Genomic DNA, 17285 nt, shown 5'->3' on the forward strand with positions numbered 1-17285 from the left:
AATGGAGCAAATGCAGCATATCTGCTAAGTATAGCCTACTGATTCTTCGCGGCCATTTGTTCCAGCAGCACGTAGCGGCCTCTGTGCTTTTCTGTTTCCAGACGGCTGTCTACATCCAGGTACATGTACTTCGCGTTTTCGCCAGCTTTTACAGGCAGCCACTCCGGCAGCCCTTTTCCGTTTGGATTTGCAGTTTTAATGAAATTGGCGAAGTATTCCTGCATGGTTGCAGATACTTTGTGGTCTTCCGGCGTCCAGGCGTATACTTTGTTGTACGACAAATTACCCATTGCATACTCGATTTCCGCTGAATGCACCGCGCCTTTGGGCAGGGCAGCTTTTGCAGCAGGTTCTGTGCTCTTGGAAACACCGCCAGCCAGGTTTGCAGTTACATTCCCCGCTTCGGCGCTCATCGCAGGCCGGGCGCGACCGTACAAATACCGGTAAACAGGCTTTCCGCCGCCGGTTTTACTTTGCAGATCAATCCATTTCCAGGTACCATAACCAATAAAACGATCACCCGCGAGGTCAGTCGCCACTTGTTCCACTTCTGCATCCGAAGAGGCCGCATATTCTTTCAGAACCTGATCGGCCTGCTCTCCGTAAAGTTTTTGAACGGCTTTCTTATAGTTTTCCAGCGTCGGCGCTTCTTTGCCCAAAATCATACGATAGTTCATTTCCTCTGAGTTCCAACCCGCCAGCAACGGTATCTGCGACTGCTTTCCTTCCTGGAACGTTTTCAATGGCGGCTCAGGGAAGAAATAGCCGTCTACCGCAGATGAAAAGCGAGGTACATTTGGTCCGGCTGTTGCTTTCAGCAATTCTTCTGCCGGGATCGCGCGCATTTCTGCCAGCGATTGTTTGCCTACCTGTTCGTTGAATTTGGCACCCGCCTGCTCAGCCTGCGCAAGTGGTACCGGCGGCAATGTACCCAACACAGATCCGCTCTCGCCGATCGCAGCTGAGAACAGATTTTTGGAAAGCGGCGACGCCATTAACGCACTTACCGAAAGCGAACCGGCAGATTCTCCTGCAATTGTCACCTTATTAGGATCGCCTCCGAAAGCAGCGATATTCTTCTTTACCCAGGCTAATGCGGCAGCCTGGTCCAGGTATCCGTAGTTACCCGAAGCTTTGTTCGGGGATTCTTTGGTCAGATCTTGCGAAGCGTAGAAGCCGAATATGCCGAGCCGATAGTTTACGGTCAGACTCACAATGCCCTTTTTCGCCATACTTTCACCGTCATAACGCCCTTCGGAACCGTCACCCGCGACGAAGCCGCCGCCGTAGAAGTACACCAGAACGGGAAGTTTCTCATTGGCAGATTTCGCCGGTGTCCATACATTCAGGTACAAACAGTCTTCGCTCATCCCGTCCGAGCGAAAGCCCATATCTCCGAACACCGCATTCTGCATGGCGCGCGGCCCGAACTTAACCCTTTTGCGAACACCCTGCCAGTTTTTTACCGGTTGCGGCTCGCGCCAGCGGAACTCACCCACAGGTGGTGCCGCAAATGGAATTCCTTTAAATGCCCGCACGCCCGACGTTTCCATCACGCCTTCTACCGTCCCGTTCGCGGTTTTTGCCTGCGGAGCAGCTGTTGCACTTTTAGACTGGCCCACAGCAACGTGCATCATTTGCGCAGCCAGCAGCATGGTAATAAAAATTGTTTTCATTTGAAAAAAGTAGAGTTAAAGCAAAATCCGGTCAGCAAGACAGGAACGCAAGGATATTGTCTTACTATTAGATAATAATAAGAATAATTTTCAAGATATCGCGAAGCGGAATGTAAAATTGAATGGGCTGCCCACAAAAAAGCTGGCAGCCACTACCGTGACTGCCAGCTTTTCATATCAGCACAGATTATTTCGTCTTATCCATACTCTTTACGTGCTCAGCATGTGCTTTAATTACCGGCAAAGTTTTGTCGATAAAAGCTTTCAGCTCTGCATCTTTCACTTCTTTCTGTGCATCTTCAAAAAGCTTCACAGTTTTATCGTGGTCTTTTTTCATCTGAGCAATATAAGCTTTGTCAAAATCACTTCCGCTTTTAGCGCCAAGGTCAGAAGCTGCTTTTTGCTTCTCTTCGTTCGGTGCAGCAGGTAGCGTGATGTTTTTGCTCATAGCCAACGTTTTCAGCTCATCATTTGCTTTTGTATGGTCTGTTACCATTTGTTTTGCAAATTCTTTCACCTTTGGGTCGGTTGCTTTTTCCTCAGCGATTTTGCTTAATGCTACTTCCGCCATTCCGCCGTTTGCAGCTTCTACCGCGAACTCGGCATCGTCCTCTGCCACAGCTGATGCTGAATCAGTTGTAGCGCTGTCTGCTACTGCTTCGTTTGTGCTGTCGGCGAAGTCAGTTGTGTCTGTTGTTTCGGTTGATTTGGACCCGCAGCCCCATAGCATTGCTACGGTTGCGAGTGACATGATTGCTGATGCGATTTTCATTTTAATGGTTTTTTATGTGGTGATCAAACTTACCGTGCCAACCAAATTGGCACAGCCTGCACATATCCATCAAAAAGCGTACCTGCAAAGCAAACGTAACTGGTATAACTCCCTCATAAAGCTGAATGCAGATCAAAATTATTCCGTCTTCAATGCTTCCACCGGATTGGACCTGGCCGCTCTGATGGTTTGAAATGCGACAGTCAGTACGCCGGTGAGCAATGCGAGAACAGCTGCCAGCATGAAAATAGACCAATGGATACTGACCCGGTTTGCAAAGTCCTGCAACCACTGCTCCATTCCGTACCAGGCAAACGGCGAAGCAATTAACGCGGCCACCATGATCAATACAATGAATTCCCTGGAAAGCAGCAAGGCGATCCCTGAAACCGACGCGCCCAAAACTTTTCTGATACCGATCTCTTTGGTGCGTTGCTTGACCATCAATGCGGCCAGACTGAATAAGCCCAATGTCGAAATTCCTATCGCGAGCAATGCGAAAGAGCTGAAAATGGAAGCCAGGCGGTTTTCAGATTCGTACAACTTTTGAAGATTATCATCAGCAAATGAATACGCAAATGTGTAATCAGGAAAAAACTGTTTCCACACCTTTTCCAAATAAGCAATGCTTTCCGGGATATTCTGATTGTTGACACGAACATAAGTTGTGGTACTGATCCAGTTTTGCATCGGTTTGAAGACAAGCAGCGGGCTTGCCTCTTTCAATGTAGTCACCTGAAAATCCCTGACAACTCCGATCACCGTGCCTTGCAACGCGCCCAGCCTGATCACTTCGTTGCTCGTATTTTTCAACTTCAGTGCTTTCGCAAGACTTTGGGTGATAATAATCGGTCTCTGATACAGGTATTTGTCCGCGTCTTTACCATTTGAAGCAGAGTAAAGGGAATCATAATTCAGGTTATCGCCCGGGAACCTGACCGAATAATCTCTGCCACTCTCCATTTTTATGCCCATTGTTTTCAGGAAATCCGAATCGCCGTAAACAAACCCGAAGTCGAGTCGGCGCGTGCTGTCTTCCGGGTCCGACATGCTGGATGCATTGCCTATGCGGTTTCCCAGATCCAGGTCGGTAAAGCTGGCCGAAATAATGTTGGGGTTGTCAAGCAGCTTTGCTTTGAATGCGTCGGGTTTATTGTCGAGGTGAATGGCCGGCAGCAGGATCAGATGATCTTTGTTGAAACCCAAAGGACGGTTATGGAATAAGTTCAGCTGCTGCCACACGATCATTGTAGCAACAACAAGTGCAATTGAAATGCTGAACTGGAACACGATCAGCACTTTGCGCAGACTGAAATTAATACGAAGACCGCCATTCTTATCTTTCAGAATGCCCGCAGGTTGGAGGCGGCTCAGGAACATAGCGGGGTAAGCGCCCGCCAGCAAACCGGACCCCAATGCGATCATGTGAAAGAGTGAAAGGTTTTGAAAACCAAATAAATCACTCACCGGCAGGTTAACCTGTAGCATTTGATTGAAAGCAGGCAAAGCAATAATCGAGAGGACAATAGCCAGCGCATTTGCAACAATAAAAAACAGGAACGATTCACCGATAAACTGAAACGCGAGCTGGGCCCGGCCGCTTCCCAGTGTCTTGCGGATACCCACTTCCTTAACGCGCTGCAAAGCCTGCACGGTTGTCAGGTTCACATAGTTCATGCAGCCGATGAGCAGGATCAGCAATGCGGCGCAACCGAATATATAGATGTACCGAATGTCACTCAGCCTCATATCGGGCGCATTGAGTTTTCCGGCACGTAAATGAATGTCGGTCAAAGGCAGTAGTTGAATATGCTCGGTTTTGGTCAATTTGTATTTCGCCAGAACAGGCTGCATTTTGGCTTCCAGCTTGTCCGCATCCGCATTGGATTTCAGAAGTACATACTGTGGTAATGAGCTGTATTGGGTAAAATCGAGCGTTTTCCCGGTAAAGGGCTGTGACCCAAATACGTCGGCTGTAAAATGCGAGTTTGCAGGGATATCTCCTACCACAGCTGTAACAGTATAATACGATATGCTGCCATCATATGATTTCCGGCTGATTGTTTTGCCAACTGCATTTGTTCCCGGAAAGAGTTTGGCAGCGGTTGTCCTGGTAAGTACCATACCCGACTCGTCCTTCAACGCCGTGGCTTTATTGCCTTTGACAAAGGGCAGATCGAAGACCTCAAAAAAAGTGGGATTAACGAGTGCGAAGTTCAGTTCAACGGGCTTGTTGTTGACCAGATAAGTTGTCTTGTAAGGAAGCAAAGCAGTGGCTGTTTCCACCTCGAAAAACTCGGCTTTCAACGTTTTTCCAAGTGCTTCGGGCGTGTTAGCATTCCTGATGATCGGGTCGGTCGCCCGCGATTCCATGACGAGCTGGTATATCCGGTTGTTTTTGGAAAAATGCCTGTCAAAAGACAGCTCGTAACCGATGTAGGCGATAATCAGCATCACGCTGGACAGACCTACCGCCAGCCCGAAAAGATTAATGAAAGAATAAAGATGTCCTTTGCGGAAGTTCCGGTACCCGATAACGAAGTAGTTTCTGATCATGGCTGGTATAGTTTGTTAGTCCATAAAGCACTGGTGCATAATCACCTACTGACCTGTTGTTCCAACGAGATCTGATTGCGGCGGGTCAATGATTTGAGTTCGCAATGGTGCTGCCTGGGCAGTTGCAATTTGCCGGAAAACCTTGGTCAGGACAGCCTTGCTATTTATGTCACGGGTTATTTTTTGACTTCGCCGTCATTAGAAAAAATGAATTTGACACCTTTGCCTTTTGTAGTCACTGCCGCGCGACGCAGGTAAAAGCGACCATCCGCCCGGGAGTGAAATGGAGCAGTAATTTGTCCGCGCAGGTGCTGACCGAATTAAACTTGCAGCAACATGGGCGGAATCGCCGGGATAATACAATTTGACGGTAAGGAAATCAGGACAGCCGAAGTAAATAAAATAACAGGGCTACTTGCGCACCGTGGCGGTTTGACAGCCACAAATATTGAGAACGGGTTATTGATGACATTCGGCGGCTCTGTCGAAAACACGCCGGATCGCCAGATTTTATCCGTTGCCGATGCCGATGTTTTTTCCAGTGTTTTCCCAGAATCTCCCTTTTCCAGCAACTACGCACTCAAAGGTCCCGCAGGCTTCGACGAGCCTAATGCGGACTTCGCGCTTGCATTATGGGACACAGCCGCACAAACCCTTTACTGTGCCCGCGATATACTCGGCGTAAAGCCGCTGTATTATGTACACCAGCCCGACCGTTTCTTTGCATTCGCATCGGAGATCAAGGCTTTGAATGCCCTGCATGAAGTTCGGGTAATCCCCAACATGCATAAGGTTCGGGAATACCTTACGTGGCATGTGACCAATCTCACTTACAGTGCAGAGACTTTCTACGAGCAGATTTACAGCGTTTTGCCCGGGCATTACCTGAAAGTCAGCTCGAAGCAAACGGAAGAAATACCGTTCTGGCAGCCTGATTTCAAAAGATTTCACCAGCTGGGCGGGATTGAGGAATACGCATCTTCATTCCGCGAAATCTTTACCGGCGCCGTGACCAGCAGGATCAGTAACAGACAACACGTGGGATCGCATTTGAGCGGGGGACTGGATTCTTCCTCAGTGGCTTGCGTGGCACAATCGGCATTGATACAGCAAGGCAAGCCGGCCCTAAACACTTTCAAGATCGACACCGGTAAGCCGCTGGCGGAAGAAGAGCGCTTTGTTCAGGACGTGGTGAGTCAGTGGCACACCAACCATCATCGGGTAACTCCCCTGGACGATGTACTGGGATCCATTGTGAAGATCAACACCATTTTTGACCGCCCCGAACAGTTCATTATGCCTTCCAGCTTCCATTTAAGCATTTCAAATGAACTGGAAAGAATGGGGTGTGATTTGATCCTGACCGGTCACGGCGGAGATAATGTGGCAATAAACGGTTTTGATTACCTGGACGAGCTGATGCAGGCCGGCGACTTGAATGCATTTAAAACAGCATGCGAGCAATCCTACGATCACAACACCAAACATCCATTTACCCGGGGAAAAAGTCGCAAAGCAGGTTATGATAAATACATGCTCTCACTGCTTACGCCCGAAATCAGGAGCAGCTACCGCAAAGAGCCCTTATTTTCCTTTTTGTCCAAAATGAGGGGATATAAGCAGGGATTGAATATTTCGGACAAAGCGATCGTCAAATACATTTTTAATAAAATCGCCCATAAATCAGCTGCTCCCGCTGTGCTGACCGATGCAATGACGCGGGAATTCAAGCAACAGACCCAACCACGAAAGCAGCGAACCACGTATGCGCTCGTAAAGTCGGTGATGGAAAATCAGGGGATAGCTCTGGAAGGCGTACTGAATCACACCAATGTGATCTGCAATGAACAGGCCAATCACATTGGTGCGTATTACGGGCACCAGTATGCGTTTCCATTTTATGATAAAAATGTAATTGAACTTTGCCTCGCGACGCCTCTTGATGTAAGCTTCTACAATGGGCGCGGGCGCGGCTTGATCCGCCACGGTTTGCGGGGTATTATCCCCGCGTCTGTCGGGACGAGGAATTCCAAAGCAAACTTCATCGAATACGGGCTACATGCGGCGCAGCAGTTATACCATGCAGCCTGGCCGCAGCTAGCATCTCCTTCACACAAGATCTGGGAAATAGTCGACAGGGAGGTTTTTAGTAAAATTGTGTCAGTGGTATTCAACGAGGGCATTCACGGCAAACACAAACCCCGCTATATCTGGCAGCTATCCCGCATCATTTATCTAGCTATCTGGCTGGATGCAATTGAAAAACCGCATCAGAACAATATCTGACGCGGTTTGACGAATTTTCCGGAAAACTTATCCAAAGAGCACTAGTGAAATCTTAATCGGCAGCATAGTCGTTGGTGCCTGACAAATCATCGTAACTGGAACCCAGCTTACCCAAAGCTTTGGTGATTTGTACAACGGTGCCTAATTTCTTCAACTGCGGCGTCTGATAAGATTTTTTGATTGATGAACCTGATTCTGTAGAGGTAACTAATTTCATTAATAGAAGAATTGAGAGTACGAACTCTTCAAATTTATATAAAATTAGTTTGACATTAATGCACAATTCTCTTTTCGCTCAGAACTTTAAACAAACGGTTACATTTCGCCAGCCTCAGCCAGTTCCATTCAATAACCGTCAGACAAACTGACCTCATCTTTCACTTCTTCTCCGTCCAGAAACTGCTTTACATTCTCCACAAATTTGTTCACCTTATCCCTGTCGCGATCCTTGTGAGCTGCGCCTGTATGCTGGGTAAGTATCACATTTTCCATTTCCCACAATTTCGAGTCCTCTGGCAAAGGCTCCACTTCTGTCACGTCCAGCACAGCACCCAGCAGCTTCCCGCTTTCAAGTGCTTTGATCATTTCCGGCTCATCCGTAGTGTTTCCGCGGCCAACATTGGCGTAAAGCGCGCCTTCTTTCAGCGCATTGAAAAATGCTTCGGACACATAGTTATCCAGGTTACCGGGTAAAGTGTTCACGATCAGATCCGTTTCCGGGAGAGCGGCCAGCAGTTCGTCAAACGAATGGATATGCGCATCGGGATCGCTTTTCGCGGTCATCCTGATCTTGCAATCAAAGGCTTCCAGTATCTTTTTCACATGCTGGCCAATAGCGCCTGATCCGAGAATAATCACCTCTTTCCCGCCGAGCAACCCCAGCTTGTTTTCCACTTTTTCACTTGCCCAATGCTTTTTAAGCTGATGTTTGACCATGATATGTACACCACGGTAAAAGCCCAGGATCCCGGCAACGATGGTCTCGGCACATGCAGCGGCTGACATATCCCCTACATTGGCTACCTTACCTTTGAAATCCACGTCTTTGTACTGCTCAAAACCCACATTTTCGAGCTGCCAGAATTGAAGCTTCCCAGTCGCGTTTTCCAGCAGTTCCGCAGGCGGGTTACCGATCAGGATATCTGCATCCGCAATAGCCTCCCTGAGCTGATCCTCCGAGAGATCGTCATTTACAATAACTTCCGCGCTATCTGAAAGCTGCTCGACAAGTGCATCCTGATATTGCTTTTGAAGCGATGCATATAATAGAATTTTCATGTATCTGATCTGATTTGATTACTGCATTTTCACTGCCCAGACTGACAGCGAACCGCCTTTAACCGGAAATTCTGCCCAGCCGTTTTCCGGAATGATGATCTCGTGATCAAAATGACCCATATAATCTACAAAGGTTTTACCAGCATGCCTTCCGCCGATCTCCATGTTACGCGCAGTGTCACCACCAATGGAAAGCACTACTGCACAGCCTGAGTTTTCGTGTTCGTCATCGCCACCACGCACCCAGCCAATGCTGTCTTGTGCTTCGAAGTAGTCTGATTGCTGTCCGTATGAAATGTTTTTACGCACATACAGCAGCGTTTCCAGTCCTTCGAGTTTTTCCAGGGTGATATCATGCAGCTGGCCGTCGTTCCCTTCATCGCTGTATGTAGATCCATACAAATCGGTGTAAAAAACACAAGGGTAACCCGCCTCCCTGAGCAGGATCAATGCATAGGCAAGTGGCCTGAACCAATGCTCTACCGTTTGCTCCAACGATTGTAAAGGCTGCGTATCGTGGTTTTCAACCAGCGTTACGGCAAGTTCAGGGTGGGTTTGAACGAGGGTATTTTCGAAGATTGAGCGCAGATCGAAGTTCTCCCTTTCTTTGGAAGCGCGGAAGAAGTTACCCTGCAAAGGCGCGTCAAAAAGTGAAATCCTGCCGCCCGTCGATTCAATGTAGTGGTGCATGGAAGGCAGGTCGTAGGGAGCCCAGTACTCTCCTACCGTGTAAAACTCGCGGTTGTATTTTCCCCGCAAATGATCCAGCCACTCTACAAAAAATTGCGGGTCCATGTGCTTGATCGCGTCGAGACGAAATCCGTCCATGCCTACCGTTTCGTAATACCATTCTCCCCACCGCTTCAATTCCTCGCGCACGTGCGGGTTTCTGAAATCGATGTCTGAGAGCATCAGGTAGTCGAAATTTCCGTTTTCAAGGTCCAGTACATCCTGCCACCCGTCCCCGTATTCATTCTGAATGCTGTAAATGGCGGTTTCTTCGGTACCTGCATTATAGTCGACGCCTGAGAAACACTGGTAATCCCAGACGAACTCTGAGTACTTTCCTCCCCTGCCCGGGAATGTAAACTTGGTATAAGCTTCAATTTGTTTCGGTTCGCTGACAAACTCGTTGCGGTTTTCAGGTGTAACCTCCCTCACAGTCACGGTTTCTTTCTCGTCTGCCCCGCCCATGTGGTTGAGAACGATATCCGAGTATACGTTCAGGCCAGCTTCCTGGGCCTGTTTAACAGCAGCGATCAGCTCCTCTTTCGTGCCGTATTTAGTCCTGACTGATCCTTTCTGATCAAATTCGCCCAGATCATATAAATCGTAAGAGTCGTAGCCTGATGATTTGCCGCCTTCCATTCCTTTGTGTGCAGGAGGAAGCCACACGGCGTCGAAACCCATTGATTTGAGTCGTCCTGCTTCTGCTGCAAAGTGGTTCCACAAACTTCCGTCCGCGGGATAGTACCATTCAAAGAATTGCAGCATTGTGTAATTGTCCATCTATTAGTTTGATTTTGAAAAAAGTAACAGGGAGATATCCCTTCGGCCAGTACAATCCAATTATTGTGCCTGCCGGATTTCCCTGCTTGCGGCGACGATCTGCTGGGCGGCAAGCAGTGCCACTTTGGAGGGCTCGTGCAGAATCCTGCTGTGTTTGCTTATAAAATCCGTATCCCAGATACCCGCATGGTGCCAGATATCCAGGTTATCCCAGTCGGGCCGGTCGATGATGGGGTACAAACAAACACCTAAAAGAGGAACACCGCGGCTGATGAGCTCGGCACATTCATTTGCTATCATGTCAATCCAGATAGGCCGGTCTTCCTTCGGGTGACTGGTTTCTGAGAGCAATATCGGCTTGTTGTAGCGGTGGTAAACGGGTTCAAGCAAGTCGGCCAGGCGGCTCCACCTGGGATCTGGTACGTCATCGTTCCAGCCGAGATAGGTATAATCGCCCGCAACCCATTGATTATTATAGTAGTAATTAAATCCTAATATGTCAACCAGGTCCTCGCTGCCACCCAGTTCAGGGCACATCCTGCCGCAAAGCATATCCACGGATTGAAACTGGTATTCATTTTCGATGGCTGCCCTGGCAATTTCGGTTTGAGTTGGATTAATGCCGGCAACCACATTGGCGAGCGGCTCGGTAGTGACAATGCGGACGAGCGGACTCAGCTCCTTCATCGCTCTTGCTGCCGCAATGTATGCCCGCATTAATGCATATTTCACTTCCCAGCCGTTTCTCAGCGAATAGGGCGAAGTACCGGCGACCTCGCCGCCGAGCCAGGAAATGAAGCTTACCTCATTAATCGGCGTAACGAACAGGAGTTTGCCTGGATATCTGTTGGTGTAAAAGACAACGAAAGCCTCACAAAGCGCAACGAAGCGCGGTGTAAAGTGCGGGTGCATGGGGCTCAGATCGGCAGGATAGCCAAAATGGCAAATATCCCAGATCTGTTGAATGTCCAATTCATCAGCTGCGCGCATCATCTCCGCAACTGCATCGAAATTGTATTGATAGGGCAGATATTCTACCACGCTCCACCGGATTCCTTCGCGCACGGTTTGAATGCCGAGTGAACTGATACGGATATAATCCTCGCGCATCAGATCCAGGTGGCCCGTGATGTCAAGCAGATCAACCCGGTTTCCCGAAGAATTCAACTGATCACTGCATTCAAACCCTCCCATCCAGAAAGTCTGGAACGGGTTCTCCGGATCAGCATATGAATTATCTTGCACCAGGCGGTCTGTTTGAAGTATAATTTAGAGGAAATCCTCAGAACATTTTTTTAAGATCATTCAGGTCGACGTCTCCGTCCTTATCCTTATCGAGGCCGAACTTGCTGCCAATGCTGCTGATCTGTCCGCCGAGGCCGCTGTTCTGATTACCGCCTGTTGAAGCGCCGCCGGTCAGGCCACCCAGCAATCCGCCGAGATCAAACCCGCCTGCACCGCCCTGTGCTCCCCTACCTGCGATTACTTTACTGATAACCATAGGTATAACAGCCGCCGCAATGGAAGAAGCAGTGCTCGCATTAATGCCGAACTTTTGCATGATACTGCCCATGAAGTTGTTTGAGATTTGCTGTACTGCCGGGTTACTTTGAGCAGAGCCACTCTGCACAGAGTTCACGAGACCGTCTACCTTGCCGGAAGCCTGCACATTACCAAGTCCGTTTACAACAGCCGTGTGCGCCTCACGCAAAACATCTTCATTATGTTCATTAGGAACCTGGTCGTTATCGACAACAGCCTGCTGGCCGCTTTGCTGTATGATCTTAAATAGTTCGTCGAACATAGCTGTATGATTAAGTTTGTTGATGGTCATTGTATTGTAGCATTCACCCGTTAAATATCCGTGCCATTGTTTCAGGTGGGTAAATTGCTCGGACGGATCAGTCGAGCCATCTTAGCAGCCGACTTGGGGAGCTTTAAGCAGAGCAGTGTGTGTGCGCACCGCCCACCTAATCACTATTTTCATTCTTAGTGCCTTTCAGCAGCGCGTAGATGGCCATTGCGTGGCCCTGGCCAAGGGAGAAATCTTCCGCCAGCCACTTGGTTATTTCACCTGCTTTTACCTCGCTTTTTAATACGCCTTCGCTGGTAAAACCCTTTTCCCGGGCCAGCTGCCTGAAATCTTCCGGCCCTTTTCCGGTCTTTGTCTTGATTGTTTTTAGATACCCCTGAAATGACATGGCGGCTATTTTTTTGTTGCTGATTTAAACCACTACATAAGTCCGGCGGCAACGAAATCTATTTACCGGGCTGCATGACCATTCAGTCAGAATAGTGGCAGTTGCTTCGGGTAGTTGCCGGGGGTTGCTATTTTCGCGACAAAATCATGAAAGAATGTCTCCCGATACTGCCCACTACCCAATCGAAATCAGGCCGGCCCGAAAGAGTGATATGGCCGGTTTGCAGCAGCTTTACTGCCAGACTATCGAGCATACCTGTAAGCAGGATTATAATGAAGCCCAGCGAACAGTATGGAAACAGGGTACCCAGAATGAGCAGCGGTGGCTTGATGCAATTGAGAATCAGTATTTCCTGATCGCAGAAATCGGGAATGCTATCGCAGGTTTTGGCTCCCTGCTGAACAGCTGCTACATTGATTTTATGTATACAAGCAATGTACACCTCAGGAAAGGCGTAGCGGGTACAATCTACCATTTGCTTGAAAAGGAGGCTATACAAAATGGTGCAGCCAGACTCACATCCGATGTAAGCCTGACTGCGCGCCCATTCTTTGAGAAGCAGGGTTATACGGTAATGAAAACAAATCGAAACCTGATCAGGGGCATTGAAATAATCAACTATCGAATGGAGAAATCGCTGCCCGTTTCTCCTGATCGCCTCAACGCAACACCCATTTGATTTTACCCGCGAAAGGATCTTTGCTGACCACAGATTTGCTGCCTTTCCGAGTGACCTCGATGCTTTTTACAGCATCCTGCCCGGGCACAAACAGCTTTACTTCTGATTTTTGAGGTGTATTTGCAAAGCTGAGAAGCTCAATGTTATTCCAGTCGATCTCGCCCGTTGATTGCGCCACTTTTACCTGCGGCAGCACAGCGCCTTCACGTACGAGCAATACCACTTCCAGCTCTCCTGCGGCAATCTCGTGCCAGCCACTTGCGTATACTTTTTTAGTTTGATAATCTACCCAGCTCCCTTTTGGCAGATATACCTGCCGCGTTTTTCCATTCTCAAAAAGCGGAGCAACCAGCAGGTCCGAGCCAAGCATATACTGATTATCAACAAGCCAGGCACCCGGATCAGCGGGGAATTCAACCAGCAATGCGCGCACCATCGGCAACCCTTTTTCGGAAGCCAGTTTGGACTGCGTGTAGATATAGGGCATCAGCTTGTATTTAAGCTCCACCGCTTTTCTGAAATAGTCCTGAAACGCCATACCATACTCCCACGGCTCTTTGGGCGCCTGGCCGTGCGTGCGGGTATGAGAGCTCAGCAAGCCCATCGGAAGCCAGCGCCGGTACAAATCCTCCGGTGTTTTCATTGTAAACCCACCAATGTCGTGACTCCAGAAGGTAAATCCCGACAAGCCGAGGGATAATCCGCCACGCAGCTGTGCTTCCATGCCTTTGTTGGTCGTTTCTGCATCGCCACCCCAGTGAATGGGGTACCGCTGACTTCCGGCCCAGGTACTTCTGGCCCAGATGATGTTTTCGCCATTCAGCTTGCGGGTTAGCTCGGAGACGATCTTATTATACCGCAATGGGTACAGATTGTGCTCATAAAAACCGGTACGGCCAGAAGCATATACGCCCGAAAATGGCGCAGCTTCACCAAAGTCGACCTTGATCGCCGACACGCCCAGTTTCAATAGCCCCGAGATTTTATCTTCATACCATTTGATTGTATTGGGATTGGAAAAATCAAGAACCGCATCTTCGTAAGGAATAGTACCATTGCCATTTTTGACTGCAAGCCCTTTTTCAACAATCTCGGGATAAAGTACATTTTGAGGAACAAAATAGGGCAACTGCCAGAGAGAAGTATGAAAACCCTGTTTTTTCAAATCTGAAATCATCAATGCGGGATCCTGAAATCTTTTTGGTGCAAACCGGTAATCACAACGCCAGTCTGTTTCAAACCAGCCAGTATCAAAGTGGATCACGTCCGAGGGTATCCTGTTCTGGCGGAGCTTCTCTGCCACATTTCTTCCATCCTTTTCAGAAAAATAGGTAATGCGGCTCATCCACAACCCGAAAGACCATAATGGCGGCATCGGCGCTTTGCCAGTAAGGTCTGTATAAGCATCGAGTATCTCCTTCGGCTCGCCCAGAAATACAAACAGGTCCAGGTTTTCATCCCCGATCTGCATCGCATTGGACTCCCCGTAAGTAGCGCCAAAATCGCAGGTAATGGGCGAGCTGGTGTGCATAAACATGCCGTAACCACGCGAGCTCATGTAAAACGGAATGGGCTTGTACATGGTCTGCGTCTCTACACCATTCGGGTCGTGCGTCCACAGAACCAGCTTTTGGCCGTTTTTGTCCAGTTTGGTAAAAGATTCGCCGCAGCCATATATTTTTTCATCGGGTGAAATAGAGAAAACGGCTGCTACGCTGCGTGAATAATCGGAAGCACGGCGCACGAAGGAAAAAGGCAGCGTTGGCGTAAATGAAGACCTGCCGTCAGCCGCACTGCGGGTTTGCGTCAGGATTTTACCACTGGCATCACGCACAAGCACTTTCCAGGGATTTTCATAAATGGTCACAGAACCGTGCGCTCCGGTATACTGGTGCCCGCCATTGATTTTGCTGTACTTCCAGGACTTATCCTGCACGGGTTCGGCGGTGAGCATGAGAGATGGTTCTGCAACCTGCTTCTGCGTGCTCGTGTTGGCACGGATACGGATGGTACGCGGCGATGTAAATTCGATCGAAAACGGCAGTACCGGATCCTGCGCATATTCTGTGGCGGGGAACTCGTTGCTGTAAGCACGTTTGTAGCTGAGCATCGAGTTGTCAAAGTTATGTGCAGAAAACGCCTCGTGCCGTTTCCATCTGATCTGTCCGGTTCCCGTTTGCGGGTCAAATGCGGCCAGACTGTCAGCAAAGAATATGGTGTTGGAAAATTCGCGGAAGTCGCCGCTGATATCAACAGGTTCGTTCACCAGTTTGGAATGCTGCGCCGATGCTTTGAATCCGATCGGGCACAGTACCAAAGAAAACAGCAGCAGGCGCCATTTCCCTGAAAGTGTAGTTGAATGCATTAGATAAAAAATAGTTAAGAGTCCTTCATTACGGGACTATAATTTGTTTTACAGCAGATTGCCCTTTGCTGCCCGTCAGCTTGACCAGGTATGTTCCCGCAGCCAGCCGCGGATCGATATAAGCCTCCCGCTGCGTTTTTTGCAGATTTTGTTTGGATAGCTGCGTACCCGTCAGATCAAATATTTCCAGTAATGAAAACTCCCGTTCTGCCCATTGAACGGTAATGCGGTCACGGGTTGGATTTGGAAAAACCTTGACTTCGAATGCAGCCGCCTGACCAGTTCCCAGGATCTGGCCCCCATTGCGCAGCACCACAGCCGTAACGGACATGGCTGGAAGCGACGTATTGAGCACATTTCCCGTAATCACTACCTCCGACTTTTTCAGTGCATTTTCTGTATGTGACCGGAACGTTTCCGCTGCTGGCAGCTGTGAAAGGGTGTATACCGGCGCATTTCCCTGTTCAGGAATGAAATTGGCAAAACTGACCCGCACAGCCTGGCTTTGCTCCGCCGACCGGTTGACCAAAACAATGGTGAGCGAATCCCCGGCAGTATTGATGCTCGGGTAAGCAGATACCAGCGCTTCATTGGCTGACGTACCTTTTACCGACCGCGACTGATTATAGCGGCTAAGCAAATGCAGCGTTTCCCACATACCCGGTTTCCAGGTCCAGGGCGTAAAGATCTCCACGCCGTTTTTCATGAATTCACCCAATGTGGACGCGTACCAGACAGCGGTAACGGGGGCAGATATACTCTGGTCTATCCCGGTTTCGGTCAGCCCGAGTGTGACGCCGTGTCCTGCTCCCAGGTACTTGGTTAGCCAATCGTTGCAGCGGGCGAATATGTATTCCCTGTTAATGCTATTGTCGTAGCCTCCCAGGATGGTTTTGACACCGTTTGCTTCTGGGAAAATGTAGTTTTTATCAAAAAACACCCGATGCAGTTGGGTGACTTCTTCTGTGTTTTTTGTTCCCGGGTAAAAATGGATGTCAAGCACGTCCAGTAACCTGATCCCGCTTTTCTGCTGTTCCTCGGCGATTGTCTTGATGAAATATTCCAGCCACGGGTAAGTTTTGCCGTTGTCCGTAACGGGCTTTCCATCCCAGTTGTACCATTGCCATTCATTGGCAGTGACGGGACCTACCAGCCTGATATCCGGGAATTTGGCCCGAGCTTTTTTGGCAAGTGTAATGTACCGCTGCATAAAATCCTGCGGGGAAATTTGCTGGGGCATAACGTCATCGTGCGTTCCCGACCAGATCTCCGGCTCATTGTCCATATTCCAATAACGGATAAAATCCTTGTTCAGCCCCTCGCCTCCGCTTCCAAACCAGTGATCAAGTATGGCGACTGACGAATCAGCATTCCATTTTTCAAGATAAAGGTTGATATCGCCCTCTTTTTTGGCTTTTGTACCGGTTGTGTTGGGCAGCCCATTTCCGGCAAGGTTCTGGCTGACACCCTCCCACCACTGGGATTTATTGTAGTCCCAGTCGGCGAAATTGGCTGCACCGGTTTTGGCTGCATAACCCAGTAGCGGGAATGCCCACATTCCCTGGGCTGCAGGAAAATGCGCTTGCAGTGACTGAGCGACCTGGTCCCAGTTGTTGGTATATACATTGTTGTACCAATCGGGGTGGCTGCTGAGCTTTCTGCGCCAGTTATACTTGCTGGAATTATTACCGCCGCTCTCCCGGAAAAACCGGACACCGGCATCGCGCAAACGGATCAATTCTTCTTCCGGCAAAGTCCAATTCGGATCAGTGGAAGAGAAAGAATTGTTCCGGCCATAGAGGTAAGGCGAAACCTCCCTAACCTCCGCCCGCGCGTCAATGTCAATTGCAATCTGCGCAGCTAAGTACTGCGGGACCAGGCAAAGGAGTAACAATGTGAGTGTTTTTTGCATTGATAGGTTAGTTGTCGCTGTCTGCCCTTCGACTGCGGTTATCGCTGGTGC

At 49.1% G+C, this 17285-nt stretch carries 13 protein-coding genes; 2 read left to right on the plus strand and 11 right to left on the minus strand.

Features of this window, described 5'->3' with window-relative positions:
* Window positions 1–35 precede the first annotated feature (35 nt).
* From ASG33_RS09640 to ASG33_RS09650, 3 genes are all read right to left on the minus strand, one after another.
* Window positions 36–1676 carry a carboxylesterase/lipase family protein gene (locus tag ASG33_RS09640; protein WP_056283666.1) on the minus strand — a complete coding sequence of 547 codons (1641 nt, stop codon included), beginning with the start codon at window positions 1674–1676 and terminating at the stop codon, window positions 36–38.
* Window positions 1677–1863: 187 nt separating this feature from the next.
* The gene (locus ASG33_RS09645) at window positions 1864–2448 is read right to left on the minus strand and encodes a DUF4142 domain-containing protein (protein ID WP_056283668.1); all 585 of its coding nucleotides are present in this window, start codon (window positions 2446–2448) and stop codon (window positions 1864–1866) included.
* Between the two features lie 138 nt (window positions 2449–2586).
* Entirely contained in the window at window positions 2587–5004 is a 2418-nt protein-coding gene (locus ASG33_RS09650) for an ABC transporter permease (protein ID WP_056283671.1), read from the minus strand.
* Window positions 5005–5340: 336 nt separating this feature from the next.
* On the opposite strand from ASG33_RS09650, the gene ASG33_RS09655 reads away from it, so the two are divergent.
* On the plus strand, window positions 5341–7290 hold the full coding sequence (locus ASG33_RS09655; RefSeq protein WP_056283674.1) for an asparagine synthetase B: 1950 nt from the start codon (window positions 5341–5343) through the stop codon (window positions 7288–7290).
* Window positions 7291–7342: 52 nt separating this feature from the next.
* Here the strand turns inward: ASG33_RS09655 and ASG33_RS25750 are convergent, their stop codons facing one another.
* The 6 genes from ASG33_RS25750 to ASG33_RS09680 all read right to left on the minus strand — a co-directional run bounded on the left by ASG33_RS25750 (window position 7343) and on the right by ASG33_RS09680 (window position 12278).
* The gene (locus ASG33_RS25750; RefSeq protein ID WP_157474678.1) at window positions 7343–7507 is read right to left on the minus strand and encodes a hypothetical protein; all 165 of its coding nucleotides are present in this window, start codon (window positions 7505–7507) and stop codon (window positions 7343–7345) included.
* Between the two features lie 128 nt (window positions 7508–7635).
* The gene (locus tag ASG33_RS09660; protein WP_056283677.1) at window positions 7636–8568 is read right to left on the minus strand and encodes a D-2-hydroxyacid dehydrogenase; all 933 of its coding nucleotides are present in this window, start codon (window positions 8566–8568) and stop codon (window positions 7636–7638) included.
* 18 nt (window positions 8569–8586) lie between these two features.
* A complete protein-coding gene (locus ASG33_RS09665) occupies window positions 8587–10077 on the minus strand; it encodes an alpha-amylase (protein ID WP_056283680.1) in 1491 nt (496 codons plus the stop codon).
* Window positions 10078–10137: 60 nt separating this feature from the next.
* Complete coding sequence (locus ASG33_RS09670) at window positions 10138–11322, minus strand: amine oxidase (protein WP_310589186.1); 1185 nt, start codon at window positions 11320–11322, stop codon at window positions 10138–10140.
* 37 nt (window positions 11323–11359) lie between these two features.
* On the minus strand, window positions 11360–11881 hold the full coding sequence (locus ASG33_RS09675; protein ID WP_157474680.1) for a hypothetical protein: 522 nt from the start codon (window positions 11879–11881) through the stop codon (window positions 11360–11362).
* A 166-nt stretch (window positions 11882–12047) separates the two neighbouring features.
* Window positions 12048–12278 (minus strand): DUF4287 domain-containing protein, encoded by a 231-nt coding sequence (locus ASG33_RS09680; RefSeq protein WP_056283686.1) that lies wholly within the window; start codon window positions 12276–12278, stop codon window positions 12048–12050.
* A 154-nt stretch (window positions 12279–12432) separates the two neighbouring features.
* On the opposite strand from ASG33_RS09680, the gene ASG33_RS09685 reads away from it, so the two are divergent.
* The gene (locus ASG33_RS09685; protein WP_056283690.1) at window positions 12433–12957 is read left to right on the plus strand and encodes a GNAT family N-acetyltransferase; all 525 of its coding nucleotides are present in this window, start codon (window positions 12433–12435) and stop codon (window positions 12955–12957) included.
* Here the strand turns inward: ASG33_RS09685 and ASG33_RS09690 are convergent.
* The gene (locus ASG33_RS09690; RefSeq protein ID WP_056283693.1) at window positions 12938–15322 is read right to left on the minus strand and encodes a TIM-barrel domain-containing protein; all 2385 of its coding nucleotides are present in this window, start codon (window positions 15320–15322) and stop codon (window positions 12938–12940) included. The genes ASG33_RS09685 and ASG33_RS09690 overlap by 20 nt on opposite strands.
* Window positions 15323–15350: 28 nt before the next feature.
* The gene (locus ASG33_RS09695; protein WP_056283695.1) at window positions 15351–17234 is read right to left on the minus strand and encodes a glycoside hydrolase family 44 protein; all 1884 of its coding nucleotides are present in this window, start codon (window positions 17232–17234) and stop codon (window positions 15351–15353) included.
* Window positions 17235–17285 lie beyond the last annotated feature (51 nt).

Origin of the sequence: Dyadobacter sp. Leaf189 (genome assembly GCF_001424405.1) — a bacterium.
Classification (GTDB): Bacteria; Bacteroidota; Bacteroidia; order Cytophagales; family Spirosomataceae; genus Dyadobacter.